Raw genomic sequence first — 18,067 nt, forward strand, 5'->3', positions numbered from 1 at the left:
TCCTTTATTAATTTGCTTTTATTATACAGAATAAAGCTTTTGTATGCTACAAGAATTGATTAGAAATAAACTACCTCCTAATAATCAAAGAGATAGTCTATTTATTAAGTTTAAAAACCTAGCTTTGCACCTTCAGAATTGTTTATCCAGTCTTGTTTATAGACTTTTTTCTGATTTTCTTGTAGATCATGAATTAGTTTTATAATATCGACTCGTTGTTCATAATGCCATTCTAATGCGACAGACATGTAGACTTCATTAAGTTGAGCAATGGATAAACCATTTGTTTTTCTAACCACTTCATCTAATAGGTCATCTTCTAGCAATTGCAATATTCCCTTTTTAATTAAATAACTCTTCCTTAAATCTTCATTTGGCTGTCTGATTTCATATGCTCTATCAAACCTACCAGCGCGGTTAATTAAGGCGGGGTCTATTTTCTCGGGATAATTTGTTGTACCAATTAAAAATATCCCTTCTTTTGTAGTTGCTCCATCTAATGTATTTAAAAATACAGAGCGGGACTCTTCTGGCATGGAGTCTATATCTTCAATCACTAGAACCATAGGTGAAAGCTTTACAACCTTGGAAAAAATCTCTTGAATGGAGTAACTGTGGGTGTATTCCGTGATTTGCCAGTATACTATAGGTGCATTAACACTTCCTGCGATTGATTTTACTAAAGTAGTTTTACCATTTCCTGGACTCCCATATAATAAAATCCCTCTTTTATACGGGATATTATATTTTTTGAAGAAATTACCGCTATGTAAGAAAAATTCATCTATAGAACGGTAAATTTCTGTTTTAAGTTGGTTCTCTAATAGCACATCTTCACGGTTAATTTGCATGGTGATTTTTTCTTTTGATCTTTTTAGACCCTCATCTGTATCTGTGAAAATCGTAATTCCTTGAAGCATAAACTTGTGCTCCATCTCATCATAGAACTGTAGGAACTTAGTAACCAGTTCATCGGTTTTTCCGAAAAGAAAAGCTTCCTGATGTGGGTGTCCATAGCTATAAATTGGTAAACTAACAAGTGCAACTTCATAGTTATGAAAGTAGAACAAAGTATTAATGGTTGATGGTCTAATACTGTATTTGCTTTCTTCTGAGTCTACTATCTTAGATGGACCAATTGTGTCAAAAACTCTATGGACTGGCTCAATTTCATTTGGATAATGGGTGAGTATATCTTCTATTACCTCTTGGCAGTCGGAAAATCTATCTACATCCATGTTATAAAGTGAAAATCCAGAACCATACTTTTCGTTTAATAATTCTTCTGATTTTTTTATTGGATAAGCGTAACCATAATAGAAACGTAAATCTTTACTTGCTTCATTTGTATATTGAATTAATGTATTCTGTTTGCTCATGCACAAAACCTTTCTTCGTTTTTAGTTTGTATTAAGAAAAGTATACCAAATTTGAATAGGAAATTATCTTTTGTTATTCGACAAACTTCGCCAAATATCGGGTGGTGACAGGCACCACCAAAATCTGTTATAATTATGGAAACAATTAAAATCGTTGATAAAGAGAGTAGTTGTTTGTGAGGCTAAGCGAGCTGGGGTTGGTGGGAGCCTGGTGCTTGATCAAATGATGAACCGGACTTTGGAGATGCTTTTCTGAATTAGTAGTAGGGGAAGTCGGGGAGAACCCTCGTTAACAATTTTGAGTCGTTTTTAACTTTTGTTAAAAATAAATGGAGTGGTACCGCGGGATTTGAAACTCTCGCCTCTTTCTTATGGAAGAGGTGGGAGTTTTTTTATTTTATTTAGGGGACAGTCCCCTGATTATTGGAGGGAATGGAAATGCAGTATAAACAAGAGTTTGCAAATGCGTTGATTCAAGTGCTAGGAGAGGCATTAACAGAGGAAAATATAACGGTGATGATAGAAAAGCCTAAGTTTAACTCGTTAGGTGACTTAGCTTTTCCATGTTTTGAATTAGCTAAACATTATCGTAAGTCACCGAATAGCATTGCTGAAGAGATTGCTAACAAGATAGATTTGAAAATTGCTTATAAAGTAGAACCTGTTGGTGGATATATTAATGTTTTTCTAAAGAAAGAGCTCGTATCGATGTTTACTATTAGTAAGATATTAAAGGAAGGAGAACAGTACGGTTCATCACCAAATACAAATAAAGTAATGACGATTGATTTATCCTCACCAAATATTGCAAAGCCATTTTCTATGGGACATTTGCGTTCTACAGTGATTGGAAATTCCTTAGCATTAATTGCGGAAAAACAGGGCTATCAAGTGGTGCGTATTAACCATCTTGGTGATTGGGGAACGCAATTTGGAAAACTTATAGTTGCATACGACATGTGGGGGAATGAAGAAAAGGTTAAGAAAAGCCCGATTAAAGAATTATTAGCTTTATATGTGAAGTTCCACGTAGAAGCGGATTCAGATCCAACGCTAAATGATCTTGGACGTGCTGCCTTCAAAAAGCTAGAAGAGGGAGATGAAGGAACAATTGAGCTTTGGAAATGGTTCCGTGAAGAATCATTAAATGAGTTTATGAAAATCTATGACCGTTTAGGAATTCCATTTGATTCTTATCATGGAGAGGCCTTTTACAATGATAAGATGGAATCTGTTGTTGAGGAGCTAAAAGAAAAAGGATTGTTAGTGGAATCGGATGCTGCACAAGTTGTTGAGGTAGAAAACTTCCCACCTTGTTTGATTAAAAAAAGTGATGGTACAACGTTATACGCAACGAGAGATTTAGCAGCAGCAATTTATCGACAAGAGAAGTACCATTTTGATAAGTCACTTTATGTTGTCGGAAATGAGCAAACACTTCATTTTAAACAGCTATTTACAGTTCTGCAAAAAATGGGCTATCAGTGGCAAGAAGGCATGGCACATGTTCCGTTTGGTATGATTCTCAAAGATGGCAAGAAAATGTCCACTCGAAAAGGAAAGGTTGTATTACTAGAAGAAGTAATCAAAGAAGCTATCCAATTGGCCTTAACCAATATTGAAGAAAAAAATCCAAATCTAGATAATAAAGAGGAAATAGCAAACCAGGTTGGTGTTGGAGCAATTATCTTCCATGATTTAAAAAGTTATCGACTAAATGATATTGAATTTTCACTAGAAGATATGCTTCGTTTCGAAGGGGAAACGGGGCCATACGTGCAATATACTCATGCGCGAGCAGCATCTTTACTTAAAAAGGGAAATTATAGCTTTAAAGAAGACAACCAACCCAATCTGCTAGACGAAGAGGCATGGCCAATTATTAAGCTATTATTCTCTTTTCCAGAAGTCATTGGAAAAGCATTGGATGACTATGATCCATCGCAAATTGCAAAAACTCTGCTAGAAATATCAAAAGCATTTAATAAATACTATGCAGCTGTAAAAATCTTAGATGAAGACCAATTATATAATCGTCTTTCACTTGTCTCGGCAGTTAAAATAGTATTGAAAGAGGGATTAAATCTGCTAGGCATCCAGGCTCCGGAACAAATGTAATGTAACACTTTGATTTGCAAGTATTGTTATTGGTATATTAAGTATATAATTAATGAATGTAATAACAAAAAGTAAGGGATGATTGGTTTGGCAGAAACACATACATTCTCTAAAGGTGAGGAAATCGCAAATGCTGTAACCCATGGAATTGGCGTATTATTAAGTATTGCTGGATTGGTATTGTTAATCGTATTCGCAGCTTTCAATGGTACTGCAGTACATGTGGTTAGTTTTACTATTTTTGGTTCAACAATGGTTATTTTATATTCATCATCAACACTTGCGCACGCTTTTCCACCAGGAAAGGCAAAAGATTTATTCGAGATATTTGACCATTCTTCCATTTATTTATTTATAGCTGGTACCTATACACCTTTCACATTACTTGTCATTAAAGGTGGACTAGGCTGGACAATGTTTGGGATTGTCTGGGGATTAGCTGTAGCAGGAGTGATATTTAAAGCTTATTATGTTAAAAAATTCCTAGTTACTTCCACACTACTTTATTTGCTAATGGGATGGCTGGTAATTTTAGGCTGGAGTCGCATCACCGCAAATGTAGAGTACGGTGGAATTGTTCTCCTTGTCATTGGTGGACTTTGTTATACGATAGGAACCATTTTTTACATGTGGCGAGGATTTAAATATCATCATATGGTTTGGCATTTATTTGTTTTAGCGGGAACTATTTGTCATTTCTTTTGTGTCCTCCTATATTTGGTGTAAACAATCACATACCAACTTGAGCTACGAGAATTTTCTCTTAGCTCTTTTTTAATTCATCAAATTAAGAATTTGTAACGTATAATGGAATAAACTTTTAAAATATTAATATTAATTGTTACTATTCTGCAACTTATTCGTTCTATAGATGAGGGGCAGGGGAAATGAAGGAAAATGTTAATACTATTCCGGGGTAGACAAGCTATTAGACAAAGGAGGTCTGAAAAGAATAACAGATGATTTTCTCGAGAAAAATGGGATAAACCATTACGGAGTAGTCATCACGGGACCTACAAAAGAAATACTAAGATTATAAGACGATGAATGGATTAGTAACCTTGAAGTAGATGAGGTCGGATTTTGGAATTGGGATAATAGGAGAATTAGATTAAATGGTAATTACTATTCACACATGTCGCATTTACATAGAACTTAAATATTAATTAAAGGAGTCTTATTATGAAACAAGAAAAACTTATTCGAAAATTTGATAGGCAAGTGATGATGTACGAAAATAATCGACAAAATCCTAAACTAGAATCTTGGAGAAAAAGGGTAATTAGAGATGCAAGTGGAAATGTATTAGAAGTTGGCGTAGGTGCCGGAGCAAATTTTCCTTACTATGATAAGGAAAAGATTACCGGTATTACGGGAGTTGATTTTAGCTCTGAAATGATTAAAAGTTCAGTTAGAGCGGCAAGAAGGAATCAAATCAATGCGAAGTTCATCAATCAAGATATAACCACACTCCAAATTGAATCAGATTCCTACGACACGATTGTATCAACACTTACGTTATGCAGTTACCCAGAACCAATCAAAACATTAAATCAATTCAATAATTGGTGTAGAAAAGATGGAAGGGTATTATTGTTAGAACACGGTCTTAGTACGAATGGATTTTTATCAATGACTCAAAGGGTTGTTGATCCGATTTACAGGAAAATATCAGGATGTCATTGTAATCGGAATATGTTAAAGCTTGTAGAAGAATCACAACTTATTATTGATAAAGTGGAGCGGTTTTGGTCTGGTATTGGAATCATCATTTGGGCAAGACCTTCTAAATTAGCCATAATATAAAATTAGAAATAATTGACATATTTATTATAGAGCAGAATATAATCATCACGGAGGTGAAAACAATGAAGAAAAGATTAGTAATGGTATTGTTTGGCTCTGCGCTTCTCATAGCTATGGGATTTGTGTGGGGACAAGGTGATGTACATCTAGCCATGAATAAGGCAGAATTTGTTTCTGCAGATGAGAGTCCTTAAGAAAAAAATGTGCCCATTTCAAGTATGGGCGCATTTTTTATCTAATGTTATAATCAATTATAAATATTAACTCTGTCTATTAATTAGGAGATATGGTAATGACACATTTTACAGAAGAGGTTATAAATATTATAAAAAATATACCAGAGGGAAAAGTTATGACTTACGGTCAAATTGCTAGGTTAGCAGGGAGTCCAAGAGCGGCTAGGCAGGTTGTAAGAATTCTTCATTCCATGAGCAAGAAACATCAACTTCCATGGCATCGGGTCATTAATGCAAAAGGACAAGTTGTCATTAAAGATGAAGCTACCTATCAGGAACAAGTCCTTAATCTTGAGATAGAAGATGTGGAGTTAGGAGTTAATAAACAAATAGATTTGGAAAAATATCAGTGGCATCCATAATTTTGGAGGTTAGTAGATATATAGTAAAAAACATAAAAAGAATGCCAACAGATAACTGTTGGCATTCTTCTCTTAAAATATTTTAGTCGTCCAGTCCTCGCAATTCCATATATCCGTGACAACACCATCATAAAATTCCGGTTCATGAGATATAAGAAGAACACTACCTTTATATTCTTTCAGTGCACGTTTTAATTCCACTTTGGCATCTTGGTCTAAGTGGTTTGTAGGTTCATCGAGTACGAGTAAATTGGTCTCGCTGTTCATTAACTTACATAAGCGAACCTTAGCCTTCTCTCCACCACTTAGAACTTGAACTTTACTTTCAATATGCTTGGTTGTTAGGCCGCATTTTGCCAATGCAGCACGAACCTCATACTGGGTGAAATGAGGAAAATCTTCCCATACTTCTTCAATACAAGTATTGGTTGTTTCTGTTTTGATTTCCTGTTCAAAATAACCAATGTGAAGATGTTCTCCTAATTGTACAGTTCCAGATATAGGAGGGATTTCACCTAGAATACTTCGTAGTAATGTTGTTTTTCCAATTCCATTTGCACCATATAATGCGATTTTTTGGCCGCGTTCCATAGCCAAATTAAGTGGACGGGATAAAGCTTCATCATAACCAATTACAAGATCCTTCGTTTCAAATAAATATTTTCCTGGAGTCCGAGCCTGTTTGAAATTAAATTCTGGCTTTGGCTTTTCAGCATCTAGTTCAATTACGTCCATTTTATCCAATTTCTTCTGACGTGATTGAGCCATTCTTGCTGTTGCCGCATTCGCTTTATTACGAGCAACAAAGTCCTTTAAGTTAGCAATTTCTTTCTGTTGCTTCTTGAACGCTGCTACTTGTTGCTGTTTTTTAAGTTCATGTAAACGTAAAAATTCATCATAGTCCCCAGGGTATCTTGTTAACTCTTGATTTTCCATATGATAAATTAAATTAACAACACTATTTAAAAACGGTATATCGTGAGAGACCAATATAAAAGCATGATCATAATTCTGTAAATAACCCTTTAACCATTCGATATGCTCCACATCCAAATAGTTGGTAGGCTCATCAAGAAGTAAAATTTCTGGCTTCTCTAAGAGTAGTTTTGCAAGAAGTACCTTTGTTCGTTGACCACCACTTAAATCATGCACATCACGGTCAAGCCCAAAATCATTTAAGCCTAGTCCATTACCAACTTCTTCAACCTTCGCATCAATGGTATAAAAATCGTTATTCGTTAAGGCATCTTGCATTCTGCCAGTTTCTTCAAGTAATTTTTCTAATTCGTCAGGTTCTACTTCACCCATTTTAGCAAAAAGCTGGTTCATTTCTTCTTCCATATCATATAGATACTGAAAAGCAGTTCGTAGTACATCACGAATTGACATACCTTGATTTAAAACAGTGTGTTGGTCTAAATAGCCAACCCGAACATGCTTTGCCCAAGTAACATTACCAGCATCAGGTTCTAGATTTCCGATAATGATATTCATAAAAGTAGATTTACCTTCACCATTTGCTCCAATTAAACCAATATGTTCCCCTTGCAGTAAACGGAAAGATACATTCTCAAATATTGCACGATCACCAAAACCGTGACTTAAATTTTTTACAGTTAGTAAACTCATGATTCATAACACCTTTTCCTTCTTTGGTACATTCTTTCTTATTATACGGTTCATATCGGAAAAGGGGTAGGGGGAATTTTAATTTATTTCTTTACAATGAATCTTACTATGTCACGAAGTACCTATTCTTTTGATAGAAAGGTACGGGAAATAGGTTTTATCAACTTTTTACAATTTTGATTGATATTATCAATAATTATCATCTATTATTATTACTAGTTATTAATACTTGGTATAAAATATGATTAAATGTATAATTATTTAATAAATAGACATGGGATAGAGAGGGGAACCGGAATGGCTAATAAAAAAATAGCCTTTGTTACAGATAGTACAGTTTACTTAACAGATAAATTAAAATCACACCCGGATATATATGTAGTACCTATTGTTATTATCTCGGATGGAAAAGAATATGAGGACACGATTGATTTAACGAATGAAGAATTATATGAAATGATTCGTAGGGAAAAAGAAGTCCCTAAAACCTCACAGCCAAATGTGGGGAAATTTATAGAATTATATGAAAAACTAAAAGAAGAATATGAACAAGTCATTGCTATACATGTTTCTTCAAAATTAAGTGGTACTATTTCTAGTTCAAAAACAGCTGTGGAGCAGGTAGGACTAGATGTTGAAATAATTGACTCACATTCCCTTTCTTTTGCTATTACTGGTTTATTAGAAAGCGGAATAGAATTAGCAGAACAGGGTTTAGAAAGTGAACAAATTGCTAGGCTATTACGGGAGAAGACAAAAGGACATCGAAATTTGATTTTGTTAGATAAGTTAGATCAACTATTTAAAGGTGGAAGAATGACCGGAGCATCCTTTGTGATTGGAAATCTTCTTAAAATAAAGCCAATACTTTCCATTGGGAAAAGTGGTGAGTTAGGGTTGGTGGAACGAATTCGTTCAGAGAAGAAATCAACCCGTAGAATGGTAGATTTAATTAAAACATCCTGTGAAAAACATGCTGTTAAGAAAATTGCAATCGCAAATGCTAATGCACCTGATAAGGCAAATAGTTTGAAAGAAATAATCAGATCAAAAGTGCCTGGTCTTGACATTGTAATCGGAGAAATAAGTTCTTCGCTAGCAGTCCATGCTGGTGAGGGAGCAATTGCAGTGTTTTGGTTTGAATAAGAGAAACGACATAATGCTAACACTAGCTTATGTCGTTTTCTAATAGGTTTATTCTTTTTCATATTTTAAATATTGGTAATTAGTCGTTGGAATTCTCGAAATAATATTACCTTCCGTATCCTCATGGACTTGGTACTCCTTGTATGTTTCTACAATATAATCATCCACTTCCTGCATATCATCTAACAAAAATTCATAGGAATAGGAAGCGGTACGTTGAACATTTTGCGCATCAGCTTCCATTGAATTTTCATTGTCAAAATTATAGTACATGGAATCTGCCTTGGAATTTGTTGGTGTATCTAATAATGCAGTTACAGCAAGAACTAAAAAAGCCCCGAGTAAAGACAGTTTTTTATTCATATAATTTCTCCCTTCTTCATTCTGGTTAGTAATATATATGCATGTCCAGTGCAAATAATAGTAAAATTGGTTAAAATGATTACAAATGAAGATGAAAGGAGCATGACATATGTATAGAAAGAAAGATGATTTCTTACAAGAATGGGATATTGCTTCACAGGGAACACTTAAAGTTCTTCAAGCATTAACTGATGAAACATTAGATCAAGCAATTGCAGAAGGACATAATACACTTGGTTGGTTGGGCTGGCATTTAGCAACATCACCTTCATTTTTTGGCGGTCAAGTTGGACTTAAAATAGAGGCGGCTGGAGGACCTAATGATGTTCCACATAGTGCAGCCGATATTGTTGAAGCATACCGTCAAGCATCTGACCAAATCAAACAAGAGGTTGAAAAATTGTCAGATGAACAATTAGTCGAAGCTGTAGATAGCTTTGCAGGAATTATTTCTAGAGGGTCACTTTTACGATCAATGCTTGATCATCAAACGCATCATCGTGGTCAGATGACAGTGCTGTTAAGACAAGCAGGACTTAGAGTTCCAGGTGTAATGGGACCTACTAAAGAGGATCAGATGTAATCCTAAATTTAGGCAAAACACTTATTTTAAGGGTTTTGCCTAAATTTTTGAATTTTATTCACCATCTGTATGGATGGTGAATGGAGTATATGCTATATTAAAGGTAAAATAAACAGAGGGGGAGTAAAGATGGCGGAAACAGAAAAAGTGACAGTAAACTTGAATGTTGTAGATTTAGGAAAGATTGACTTGTTAGTGGAGCAAGGATTTTACTCTAATCGAACAGATTTCATAAAAAATGCAATTAGAAATAATCTTTCAGAACATGCAGATGTGGTCGATCAGATTATTGCTGACAAGGCATTGGCAATTGGCGTAGCGTACTACACTCGTGGGGAACTAGAGAATGTGGTTAAGTCTGGAAAAGTATTAGATATTAAGGTTATAGGGATGCTTGTTTTTGAGGACACTGTTGATGCAGAACTAATTAGAAAATCCATTCGAACATTAAAGGTATTGGGAGTATTACGTGCTACAACAGAAGTGCGGAAGGCGTTAGAGGGATTGAAGTGATTTTTTCATACTGTTAAAAATCTATGCCAGGTCCTTTGATTATTTGGAAACTTGGCTTTCTTCATGATGAACTTCCGGATCTGCCTTGTGTTCCCTGATTACTATTACACTTATTCTTTCAAACATGAATTTGATTTTTTTTGAAATACTTTTTTATTTTCCCTTGACCTTTACGTTGCGTAAACGTTTATGATAAGAATTGTCAGGAGGGTTGAACAATGGAATATACCGTAAAAAAGCTAGCAGTTATGTCAGGAGTAAGCGGCCGCACGCTCCGATATTACGATCAAATTGGATTATTAAAGCCGGCTAGAATTAATTCGTCTGGTTATCGAATCTATGGACAAAAGGAAGTTGATCTTCTTCAGCAGATTTTATTTTATAGGGAGTTAGAAGTTAGTTTAGAAGATATTTTGGACATTATCAATCAACCAGGTTTTGATCGTAGTAAAGCATTACTAACTCATTTGGAGAAACTTAAAGAAAAACGAACCCGTCTTGACAAAATAATGGCAACGGTGGAGAAGACAATTGCTAGTATTGAAGGAGGAAAACCAATGCAAGATAAGGAAAAGTTTGAGGGATTTAAGGAAAAACTAATTGAAGATAATGAAAAGCAATACGGAGAAGAAATTCGCGAAAAATACGGTGATGAAACGATTGATGCGAGTAATGCAAAACTGAGAGGCATGTCCCAGGAAGATTATGAGAAAATGACCAAACTGGGAGAAGAAATCTTTGTGCTTCTAGACAAAGCATACGCTACCGGGGACCCAGCATCACCTGAAGCTAGGAAGCTTGCTGAAAAACACAAAGAATGGCTCATGTATTCATGGACTAGTTACTCTAAAGAAGCACACGCGGGACTTGCAGAAATGTATGTTGCTGATGAACGTTTTGCGGCATATTATGAGAAATCAGTAACTGGTGGAACTAAGTTTTTGCGGGATGCGATTTTAAATTACTTGGGAGTGGACGAATAGCCAACATAATCCTGTGTGAATCGTACTATCTAACTATACTGAAAATCTTTACTTTTTCAACTGCTTATTCAAAAATAAGTAAATCGTTTCACGGGGTTATACATGTTTCATCTTATCTCCATTTTAAGAATAATTCTTACTAAACAAAGCATCTTACTATTAGGAGGTGCTATGATGGGAAAAGATCGTCAAGAAAAAAAGCTAAAGCAAAGTAGACGTGTAGAATCGGACCGTGATGTTGGATTAAAGTATAAAAATTCAACGATTATGTCTAGTCCTGAAGAAGCAATGGAATTAAATGATGGTAAAAAATAATCAGGAATGTCAATCCCTCGCTACATCAAGTAGTGAGGGATTTTTGTTTTCTAATCAATTTCTAATCTTGCTATTATAGTTTCCTAAGAATGGTTGTTTATAGTTTAGATACTGTCATTAAGGAGGAATTAAGCAAAAGGAGGTACTTAGGATGGAACAAGCTTTAACCGAGAAATTCATTTCTGAACTTCAAGCAATTGAAATTGCAGAGAGTGTTGTTGAAGGATCCGTAGTTGAAATGGAACTTGATGAGGATAATGGAAAATTTGTTTATGAATTAACTATAAAAATGAGTAATGGAAAAGCGGAAGTGGAAGTAAATGCACGTACTGGGGATATAATGAAAAAAATAGTGAAATTTAATAAATAGGTAATAGGATAAGCGCCAAATTATGGCGCTTCTTTAGATATTCCGTATATAATAAAGAAAGTTATATTTCGGAATTATGATTTTTTATTCCTTTTTTAGGGGTTGGTATTTTGAAGCTTATTTTTGGTAAGCCAGCTGAAAATAAAGATTATCAAGTAAGAAAAGGTACTTACGCAGTCATTCTAAATTCCTCAAAAAATAACGTTCTAACTGTCTACAATAAAGGCTATCATTTTTTACCAGGTGGTGGAATTGAGGGAAATGAGAGTAATATAACTTGTATAGAGAGGGAAATGATTGAAGAAACAGGTTATCGAGCAATTATTGGGTCATTTATTGGTACAGCACAGTTTTATTTTGTCTCTAGCAAGGATGAGTATTTATTAAGTGATGGATATTTCTATTTAGTTGAACTTGGGGAAAAAATACAAGAACCAATAGAGGAAGACCATAGGATGGAATGGGTAACTATTGATGATATGGAGAGGTATTTCTTCTACAAACATCAAATTTGGGCAGTTCAGAAGGCGATTGAAAAATAGGGAGGGTAGAGAGATGGGATACATAGAAGAATTAAGGAAGTTGGTCGGTCAAAGGCCACTAATATTTGTTGGGGCAGTCGCAGTTATTACGGATAATGAGGGCAGGATTTTATTGCAACAAAGAAGGTTTCCAAATGGTGTATGGGGTATCCCTGGTGGACTAATGGAACTTGGTGAGTCTACGGAAGACGTGGCAAGAAGAGAAGTGTTGGAGGAAACGGGATTGACGATTGGTGAACTTAATCTAATCAATGTATATTCAGGAAAAGATCATTTTATTGTAGCTGAAAATGGCGATCAATTTTACGTTGTAACCATTGCTTATCACACGAATGAATATGAAGGGGATTTAGACATTGATAAATCAGAGTCAATTAAATTTGAATTTTTCTATCCGGAATACTTCCCAGAAAAAATGGTAGGAAGTCACAGACAAATACTAAAGGAATATTTATCAAGCAAAGGAGACGGTTATTAAAACCGCCTCCTTAAAATTTGTCGTTCCATTTTAAATCAAAAGTCCCGAACTCTAAAAGGACTTTTTACCCTTGTCGGATATAGTGCAAAAGATATACTTATTGAAGGGGAAGGAGAATTTGAAATGAATGAACTCGTTATTTATGCTAAAAGAGGCAAGCTGATATTGTATGGAGTACTAAGCTTGATATTTGTAGTTGTTAGTGGATTTCTATTGTTCATAGGATTCACGGAAAGTGGTCGAGATAGTATGAAATTTATTATTATTGGAGCTTTAGGATTGATAATTTTTGGTTTTTGTATGGTTTACTGGGTGATAAGTATGGTTAAAAGAAAGCCTGTGATTATTATTAATCATGAGGGGATTATAGATCAATCTACATATATTAAAGCAGGGCTCGTTGAATGGGATGAAATTGCAGATATTGATTTTGTGAGCTTTAGTGGACAGACATATTTGGGTATTTATACATTGGATCCAGAATTAATAATTGATAGGTCTAGTTCTTTTAAGAAAATGCTTAATCAAATGAATAAGGGATTAATGGACACGCAAGTTAACATCCCTATTAAAATTCTTGATTGTTCAATGGATGAGTTGACGAACACAATAAATAAGTACTGGAAAACGGCAAATTAAAAAGAGGATGTAACACCGTCATGGATGGTGCTACGTCCTCTTTTACTTAAGCAGGATAGGAAATTCAAACACTACCTGCATGTATAGAATGATTATTTAAATGAGCATTACTCCTGCAATATGAAGTCTACTCGAGGGATGACCCATGAAGTTTTATAAAAAATGCTTAGAAAAAGGGTTAGTGAATGCAAATTTTTCTAAGAACGTTTCTAATTCGAGCCCATAAAATGTTGTATGGAGATAATGGCTTTTTCATTAATATATAGAATTAGAAAAGTTAGGTGAACCGTGAATGCAGGATTTTCAGCGGTATAATCGTGCAAGGAATAAGACAAATCCCTTTAATCAAAACGGACAACAGAATATTAGTTCATTTTCTGGAGGTAGTCCTGCAGATTATGTTCAATTAATCGGAAACTTATTTAATGTTGTGGGTGACTCACTTGGAGTGATAGGTCAAGTAATGGGAATAAAAGAGGAAGAGCAGCAAGAACAGCAAATTCAACAGCAATTTCAAGATCTCCAGCAACAAATTCAGCAACAGCAGGAACAAATCATGCAATTACAACAATCTAGTCAAACCCAACAAGAACAGCAGCAAGTAGGACAGAATCAACAACAGGGGAACCAACAACAGACAGAACAGTTGTTTCAATTATTACAAAATATGCAGCAAAACCAACAACAGAATCAAAACCAACAATTTCAACAACAGCTATTAAATCTCCAACAACAGGTTGAAAAAACTCAAGAACAACAGCAAAAGCAGATGGATATATTAATAGAATTAGTGGAAAAGTTACCAAAACAATACTAAATATATGAGAAAAACCGGGTATTAGTAATCCCGGCTTTACCCAAATACTTCTCCACCATTTACATGTAATATTTGACCTGTAACAAATCTAGAATCATCAGAAGCGAGATATACAAAAGTTGGTGCTAGTTCAAATGGCTGTCCTTGACGGTCCATCAAGTTGTTCACTTGTGTTACTTGATCAGCAGAAAAACTGGCTGGAATTAATGGTGTCCAAATCCTTCCAGGGGCGACAGCATTAACGCGTATCCCTTTTTCCGATAAACTTCTTGCAAGTGCTCTTGTAAAACCAACAATTGCTCCCTTTGTTGCTGTATAATCAATTAATTGATCGTTACCGGCAAAAGTTACAACAGAGGTTGTATTAATAATCGTACTACCTTCTTTCATATGTCTTAATGCTTCTCGAGTAGTATAAAAATGGGAATATATATTTACTTTAAACGTATCATCAAACTGTTCATCAGAGATATCTAGTAAGCTTTTTTGTTGAAACTGTATTCCTACATGATTACAAAGTATGTGTAGCTCCCCAAAAGTCTCAATCGTTTTTTTAACAATATCTACACATTGATTTTTGTCACGGACATCTCCTGGTAATAGTAGACAACGCCTTCCAATTTCTTCAATTCTCGTTTTTGTCCGGTTTGCATCTTCATGCTCATCCAAATAGGAAATAGCTATATCTGCACCTTCTTTGGCAAAGGCGATAGCTGTTGCTGCTCCTATTCCACTGTCCCCGCCAGTTATTAAAGCTACTTTTCCATATAATTTTTCAGTTCCTATATAATTGGGATTTTCAATAATTGGTTTTGGAACCATTAGACTCTCCAGACCAGGTTGTTGATATTGTCTTTGCTCTGGCACAGTGACAGGGACCTCTTGAAATCGAGTAATCTTTCCGTAGTTTGGATACATTGGATAATCATAAGGCTTTTTCTTATCCTTAGCCATGGTATTCATCCTCCTCTTCCTAATTCCTTAGATACTTTATTCTGTCTGGGCAGATAGTGTGCCTAGTCCTAAAACTATCCATCCTAACAGTCCCATCCTTGGAGAAGGAGAATACAATATTTAGAATATGAGGAGGTATATGATGAGCTATTATTTTAATCCTGAGGTAAAGCTTCTACTTGTCAACCAATCTGATAATAAAGTGACAGTCCGTTATGGTAATAACAGAAAGTTTCATTTACCTGAAATTGGACCAAGACCGCCATACTTTACAAACCCAACATATCAACAATATTATCCGAAACTATAAGAATAGCCAGGCACCTTAAAATATTCCGGTGCCTGGCATTCGATGTATTTTGACAAGCTACATGTTTTATTTTGATAGATTTTGGGAAACATTTATATAGTAATCTTTTTAAGACTTTATTTAGATTACTAGATTTTATTACTAGAGGTGGTATTATGTTAGATTGGTTAGATAGTATTAATTGGGCAGATATACTGATGAAAACAGGCATTATTATGTTTAAATTACTTGCCATTGTTATCGTATATTATATTGTGAAGTCAATTGGAAACAGAACGATAGAAAGAATTTTTAATCGAAAAAAGAAAGACATGTCTAATGGGAGAGCTATGACACTCGAATCCATATCCAAAAATATTTTAGCTTATTTCTTATTGTTTATTTTTGTAGGTTTTGTATTTTCGATTTTCAATTTTGATATTACAACACTGTTAGCAGGAGCGGGAATTGTTGGTCTTGCCATCGGTTTTGGCGCACAGGGCTTGGTAAGTGATGTTGTTACTGGCTTTTTTATTCTACTTGAACAACAAATTGATGTAGGAGATTATGTTACCGTCGCAAGTAAAGATGGAGTTGTGGAAGAAGTTGGGCTCCGAACAACTAAACTCAGAGGATTTGATGGAACACTTCACTATGTACCAAATAGGGAAATTACAAATGTAAGTAATCATTCCCGGGGAAGTATGCAGGCACTTGTAGATATTAGCATTCCTTATGACACAAATATTGATAAAGCAACACAAATACTACAAGAAGTTTGTGAACGAATTGCTTCAGAGGATGAAACATTAGTAGAAGGACCAAATGTAATAGGTGTACAAGCTTTTGGTTCATCTGAAATTGTACTTCGCGTAATTGCAAAAACAAGAAATGGTGAGCAATGGGGAGTAGAACGTAATTTAAGAAAAGCAATTAAAGAAGCCCTTGATCTAAGTGGTATCGATAGTCCATATCCTCATCAAGTGAATATTAGTAAAGAAGCATAATTTTTTCAAGGAGAGAAGGACTAACTATAGTGGTTACTTTTTTAAATTATAATATTTAGTTTAAAACTTTATTTCATACGCGTTGGAGGTTATATTATTGATATATTTATAAAGATTTTATAGCTTGAATGGAGAATGTATATGGTAACGGAAAAACTATATTATCAAGACCAGTATCTAGGACGCTTCACGGCAAGAGTTCTTAAATCGGAAACAGATAAGGCGTCCAAACATTTTGTGGTTCTAGATCAAACAGCTTTTTATCCAACTGGAGGTGGGCAACCTCATGACATAGGTACTTTGAATGGCTTGGAAGTGTATAATGTGGAGGAAATTGATGGGGAAATTAGGCATTATATCTCTGAGCCAATTAAAGTGAAATCGGAATGTGTTGGAAAAATTAATTGGGAAAGACGTATGGATCATATGCAACAACATGCGGGTCAACATATATTGTCAGCTGCCTTTGAGGAGGAATTTGGTTATGAAACGGTAAGCTTTCATATGGGGAAAGAACTCTGTACCATTGATTTATCTATTGAAAGTCTTACTGAACAAGAGGCCAACGAAGCTGAAAAAGTAGCAAATATTATCATTATCGAAAATCGCCCAATTGAAACAAGATGGGTTAAGAAAGATGATCTAAATAAATACAAGCTTAGAAAAGAAGTGGCTGTCAATGATAATATTCGTCTAGTGATTATTCCAGATTTTGATTATAACGGTTGTGGCGGTACCCATCCAAAAGCAACCGGACAAGTTGGTTCGATTGAGATATTACATTGGGAAAAACAGAAGAATTTCATTCGTGTATTTTTTGTTTGTGGTAGAAGGGTACGTACACAGCTTCATGAAAAGCATCAAGTGATACAAAATCTAACTGTCCTATTAAGCTCCCCACAAGAGGAACTAGAAAAGGAAGCTAAGCGAGTTCTTGACCAGTCGAAGGCATTAGAAAAGGAGATTGCGGATTTAAAACAGCAACTTAATACATACGAGGCTGAATCGCTGATTACAAAAGCTGAAGCTAAACATTCTTACAAGTTAATAAAAGAACTATATGTTGACCGGGCATTTGCTGAACTTCAGTCGTTAGCTAAAAATATAACATCACGGTCTGATGAAATTATTGTTCTTTTGATTAACGAAACAGGGGATACTCTTCAATTTGTTTGTGCACGTGGGAAGAATATTTCCATTAGTATGAATCAAGTGTTGAAGGAGGTATTGCCAATTATAAATGGTAAGGGAGGAGGAAATGATTTAATCGCTCAAGGTGGTGGAGAGAAAGTAATCACTGCAGATGACTTAATGAAATTATTAGTTGATGTAATAAGTTTAAAATTGGAATGATATACGCCATTTAGTCTTATGAAATCAGAAATTATATATAATAAATCAGTTTAAAGGTTACTCTCATGGGGTAGCCTTTTCTTTGGTAGATAGGAAAGTATAAAAAACTTTCCGCCGACATAAGAAAAGCTAACACATTCGCTAGGGACTGAGCGAATGTGGGTTTTTCTAATGGAAATAAGGAA

At 35.0% G+C, this 18,067-nt stretch carries 23 protein-coding genes and 1 other annotated feature; of the genes, 19 read left to right on the forward strand and 4 right to left on the reverse strand.

Going from position 1 to position 18,067, the window contains the following annotated elements; genetic code table 11:
* Positions 1-110: 110 nt before the first annotated feature.
* Entirely contained in the window at positions 111-1,379 is a 1,269-nt protein-coding gene (locus K332_RS0101450; protein ID WP_036687810.1) for an ATP-binding protein, read from the reverse strand.
* A 145-nt stretch (positions 1,380-1,524) separates the two neighbouring features.
* Positions 1,525-1,748 (forward strand) — a binding site (T-box leader).
* A gap of 69 nt (positions 1,749-1,817) precedes the next feature.
* On the opposite strand from K332_RS0101450, the gene argS reads away from it, so the two are divergent.
* The 6 genes from argS to K332_RS0101475 all read left to right on the forward strand — a co-directional run bounded on the left by argS (position 1,818) and on the right by K332_RS0101475 (position 5,901).
* Positions 1,818-3,497 (forward strand): arginine--tRNA ligase, encoded by a 1,680-nt coding sequence (argS, locus tag K332_RS0101455; RefSeq protein WP_026905828.1) that lies wholly within the window; start codon positions 1,818-1,820, stop codon positions 3,495-3,497.
* Between the two features lie 87 nt (positions 3,498-3,584).
* Positions 3,585-4,223, forward strand: a complete 639-nt coding sequence (trhA, locus tag K332_RS0101460; RefSeq protein WP_026905829.1) for a PAQR family membrane homeostasis protein TrhA — start codon at positions 3,585-3,587, stop codon at positions 4,221-4,223.
* A 226-nt stretch (positions 4,224-4,449) separates the two neighbouring features.
* Positions 4,450-4,536, forward strand: a complete 87-nt coding sequence (locus K332_RS24350; RefSeq protein ID WP_281170885.1) for an anti sigma factor C-terminal domain-containing protein — start codon at positions 4,450-4,452, stop codon at positions 4,534-4,536.
* A 143-nt stretch (positions 4,537-4,679) separates the two neighbouring features.
* Complete coding sequence (locus tag K332_RS0101465; RefSeq protein WP_026905830.1) at positions 4,680-5,303, forward strand: class I SAM-dependent methyltransferase; 624 nt, start codon at positions 4,680-4,682, stop codon at positions 5,301-5,303.
* A gap of 62 nt (positions 5,304-5,365) precedes the next feature.
* Positions 5,366-5,497 (forward strand): hypothetical protein, encoded by a 132-nt coding sequence (locus tag K332_RS24645; protein ID WP_281170883.1) that lies wholly within the window; start codon positions 5,366-5,368, stop codon positions 5,495-5,497.
* Positions 5,498-5,595: 98 nt separating this feature from the next.
* Positions 5,596-5,901, forward strand: coding sequence for an MGMT family protein (locus tag K332_RS0101475; protein ID WP_026905831.1), 306 nt, complete (start codon positions 5,596-5,598; stop codon positions 5,899-5,901).
* A 72-nt stretch (positions 5,902-5,973) separates the two neighbouring features.
* Here K332_RS0101475 and K332_RS0101480 read toward each other — a convergent pair whose 3' ends face one another.
* Complete coding sequence (locus K332_RS0101480) at positions 5,974-7,530, reverse strand: ABC-F family ATP-binding cassette domain-containing protein (protein ID WP_026905832.1); 1,557 nt, start codon at positions 7,528-7,530, stop codon at positions 5,974-5,976.
* Positions 7,531-7,827: 297 nt separating this feature from the next.
* On the opposite strand from K332_RS0101480, the gene K332_RS0101485 reads away from it, so the two are divergent.
* Positions 7,828-8,676, forward strand: coding sequence for a DegV family protein (locus K332_RS0101485; RefSeq protein ID WP_026905833.1), 849 nt, complete (start codon positions 7,828-7,830; stop codon positions 8,674-8,676).
* Between the two features lie 48 nt (positions 8,677-8,724).
* On the opposite strand, the gene K332_RS0101490 is transcribed toward K332_RS0101485, so the two are convergent.
* A complete protein-coding gene (locus tag K332_RS0101490; protein ID WP_026905834.1) occupies positions 8,725-9,039 on the reverse strand; it encodes a hypothetical protein in 315 nt (104 codons plus the stop codon).
* 109 nt (positions 9,040-9,148) lie between these two features.
* Here K332_RS0101490 and K332_RS0101495 point away from each other — a divergent pair, with 109 nt between their 5' ends.
* The 9 genes from K332_RS0101495 to K332_RS0101535 all read left to right on the forward strand — a co-directional run bounded on the left by K332_RS0101495 (position 9,149) and on the right by K332_RS0101535 (position 14,279).
* The gene (locus tag K332_RS0101495) at positions 9,149-9,622 is read left to right on the forward strand and encodes a DinB family protein (protein ID WP_026905835.1); all 474 of its coding nucleotides are present in this window, start codon (positions 9,149-9,151) and stop codon (positions 9,620-9,622) included.
* A gap of 129 nt (positions 9,623-9,751) precedes the next feature.
* Positions 9,752-10,135 (forward strand): CopG family transcriptional regulator, encoded by a 384-nt coding sequence (locus K332_RS0101500; RefSeq protein ID WP_036687814.1) that lies wholly within the window; start codon positions 9,752-9,754, stop codon positions 10,133-10,135.
* A 218-nt stretch (positions 10,136-10,353) separates the two neighbouring features.
* On the forward strand, positions 10,354-11,118 hold the full coding sequence (locus K332_RS0101505) for a MerR family transcriptional regulator (RefSeq protein WP_026905837.1): 765 nt from the start codon (positions 10,354-10,356) through the stop codon (positions 11,116-11,118).
* Positions 11,119-11,292: 174 nt separating this feature from the next.
* Positions 11,293-11,433, forward strand: coding sequence for a YpzI family protein (locus K332_RS23505; protein ID WP_010098795.1), 141 nt, complete (start codon positions 11,293-11,295; stop codon positions 11,431-11,433).
* Positions 11,434-11,584: 151 nt separating this feature from the next.
* Positions 11,585-11,803 carry a PepSY domain-containing protein gene (locus tag K332_RS0101515; RefSeq protein WP_026905838.1) on the forward strand — a complete coding sequence of 73 codons (219 nt, stop codon included), beginning with the start codon at positions 11,585-11,587 and terminating at the stop codon, positions 11,801-11,803.
* A 110-nt stretch (positions 11,804-11,913) separates the two neighbouring features.
* Positions 11,914-12,345, forward strand: coding sequence for an NUDIX domain-containing protein (locus K332_RS0101520; RefSeq protein WP_051359311.1), 432 nt, complete (start codon positions 11,914-11,916; stop codon positions 12,343-12,345).
* A 13-nt stretch (positions 12,346-12,358) separates the two neighbouring features.
* On the forward strand, positions 12,359-12,823 hold the full coding sequence (locus K332_RS0101525; RefSeq protein ID WP_026905840.1) for an NUDIX hydrolase: 465 nt from the start codon (positions 12,359-12,361) through the stop codon (positions 12,821-12,823).
* Between the two features lie 123 nt (positions 12,824-12,946).
* Positions 12,947-13,462, forward strand: coding sequence for an STM3941 family protein (locus tag K332_RS21800; protein WP_036687818.1), 516 nt, complete (start codon positions 12,947-12,949; stop codon positions 13,460-13,462).
* 292 nt (positions 13,463-13,754) lie between these two features.
* Positions 13,755-14,279 (forward strand): hypothetical protein, encoded by a 525-nt coding sequence (locus K332_RS0101535; RefSeq protein WP_026905841.1) that lies wholly within the window; start codon positions 13,755-13,757, stop codon positions 14,277-14,279.
* Between the two features lie 36 nt (positions 14,280-14,315).
* Here the strand turns inward: K332_RS0101535 and K332_RS0101540 are convergent, their stop codons facing one another.
* Positions 14,316-15,233, reverse strand: a complete 918-nt coding sequence (locus K332_RS0101540; protein ID WP_026905842.1) for an SDR family oxidoreductase — start codon at positions 15,231-15,233, stop codon at positions 14,316-14,318.
* Positions 15,234-15,375: 142 nt separating this feature from the next.
* On the opposite strand from K332_RS0101540, the gene K332_RS24145 reads away from it, so the two are divergent.
* From K332_RS24145 to K332_RS21805, 3 genes are all read left to right on the forward strand, one after another.
* The gene (locus K332_RS24145) at positions 15,376-15,543 is read left to right on the forward strand and encodes a hypothetical protein (protein ID WP_169727339.1); all 168 of its coding nucleotides are present in this window, start codon (positions 15,376-15,378) and stop codon (positions 15,541-15,543) included.
* 155 nt (positions 15,544-15,698) lie between these two features.
* The gene (locus tag K332_RS0101550) at positions 15,699-16,529 is read left to right on the forward strand and encodes a mechanosensitive ion channel family protein (protein WP_026905843.1); all 831 of its coding nucleotides are present in this window, start codon (positions 15,699-15,701) and stop codon (positions 16,527-16,529) included.
* A gap of 141 nt (positions 16,530-16,670) precedes the next feature.
* Positions 16,671-17,882, forward strand: coding sequence for an alanyl-tRNA editing protein (locus K332_RS21805; protein ID WP_084287617.1), 1,212 nt, complete (start codon positions 16,671-16,673; stop codon positions 17,880-17,882).
* Positions 17,883-18,067 lie beyond the last annotated feature (185 nt).

Source organism: Paucisalibacillus globulus DSM 18846 (genome assembly GCF_000482485.1).
Classification (GTDB): Bacteria; Bacillota; Bacilli; order Bacillales; family Amphibacillaceae; genus Ornithinibacillus; species Ornithinibacillus globulus.

Bases quoted from the DNA above. Each gene is read 5' to 3' on its own strand.
- K332_RS0101450 (WP_036687810.1), bottom strand. From the start codon at position 1,379: ATGAGCAAACAGAATACATTAATTCAATATACAAATGAAGCAAGTAAA.
- argS (WP_026905828.1), top strand. From the start codon at position 1,818: ATGCAGTATAAACAAGAGTTTGCAAATGCGTTGATTCAAGTGCTAGGA.
- K332_RS0101465 (WP_026905830.1), top strand. From the start codon at position 4,680: ATGAAACAAGAAAAACTTATTCGAAAATTTGATAGGCAAGTGATGATG.
- K332_RS24645 (WP_281170883.1), top strand. From the start codon at position 5,366: ATGAAGAAAAGATTAGTAATGGTATTGTTTGGCTCTGCGCTTCTCATA.
- K332_RS0101475 (WP_026905831.1), top strand. From the start codon at position 5,596: ATGACACATTTTACAGAAGAGGTTATAAATATTATAAAAAATATACCA.
- K332_RS0101480 (WP_026905832.1), bottom strand. From the start codon at position 7,530: ATGAGTTTACTAACTGTAAAAAATTTAAGTCACGGTTTTGGTGATCGT.
- K332_RS0101485 (WP_026905833.1), top strand. From the start codon at position 7,828: ATGGCTAATAAAAAAATAGCCTTTGTTACAGATAGTACAGTTTACTTA.
- K332_RS0101490 (WP_026905834.1), bottom strand. From the start codon at position 9,039: ATGAATAAAAAACTGTCTTTACTCGGGGCTTTTTTAGTTCTTGCTGTA.
- K332_RS0101495 (WP_026905835.1), top strand. From the start codon at position 9,149: ATGTATAGAAAGAAAGATGATTTCTTACAAGAATGGGATATTGCTTCA.
- K332_RS0101500 (WP_036687814.1), top strand. From the start codon at position 9,752: ATGGCGGAAACAGAAAAAGTGACAGTAAACTTGAATGTTGTAGATTTA.
- K332_RS0101505 (WP_026905837.1), top strand. From the start codon at position 10,354: ATGGAATATACCGTAAAAAAGCTAGCAGTTATGTCAGGAGTAAGCGGC.
- K332_RS23505 (WP_010098795.1), top strand. From the start codon at position 11,293: ATGGGAAAAGATCGTCAAGAAAAAAAGCTAAAGCAAAGTAGACGTGTA.
- K332_RS0101515 (WP_026905838.1), top strand. From the start codon at position 11,585: ATGGAACAAGCTTTAACCGAGAAATTCATTTCTGAACTTCAAGCAATT.
- K332_RS0101525 (WP_026905840.1), top strand. From the start codon at position 12,359: ATGGGATACATAGAAGAATTAAGGAAGTTGGTCGGTCAAAGGCCACTA.
- K332_RS21800 (WP_036687818.1), top strand. From the start codon at position 12,947: ATGAATGAACTCGTTATTTATGCTAAAAGAGGCAAGCTGATATTGTAT.
- K332_RS0101535 (WP_026905841.1), top strand. From the start codon at position 13,755: ATGCAGGATTTTCAGCGGTATAATCGTGCAAGGAATAAGACAAATCCC.
- K332_RS0101540 (WP_026905842.1), bottom strand. From the start codon at position 15,233: ATGGCTAAGGATAAGAAAAAGCCTTATGATTATCCAATGTATCCAAAC.
- K332_RS24145 (WP_169727339.1), top strand. From the start codon at position 15,376: ATGAGCTATTATTTTAATCCTGAGGTAAAGCTTCTACTTGTCAACCAA.
- K332_RS0101550 (WP_026905843.1), top strand. From the start codon at position 15,699: ATGTTAGATTGGTTAGATAGTATTAATTGGGCAGATATACTGATGAAA.
- K332_RS21805 (WP_084287617.1), top strand. From the start codon at position 16,671: ATGGTAACGGAAAAACTATATTATCAAGACCAGTATCTAGGACGCTTC.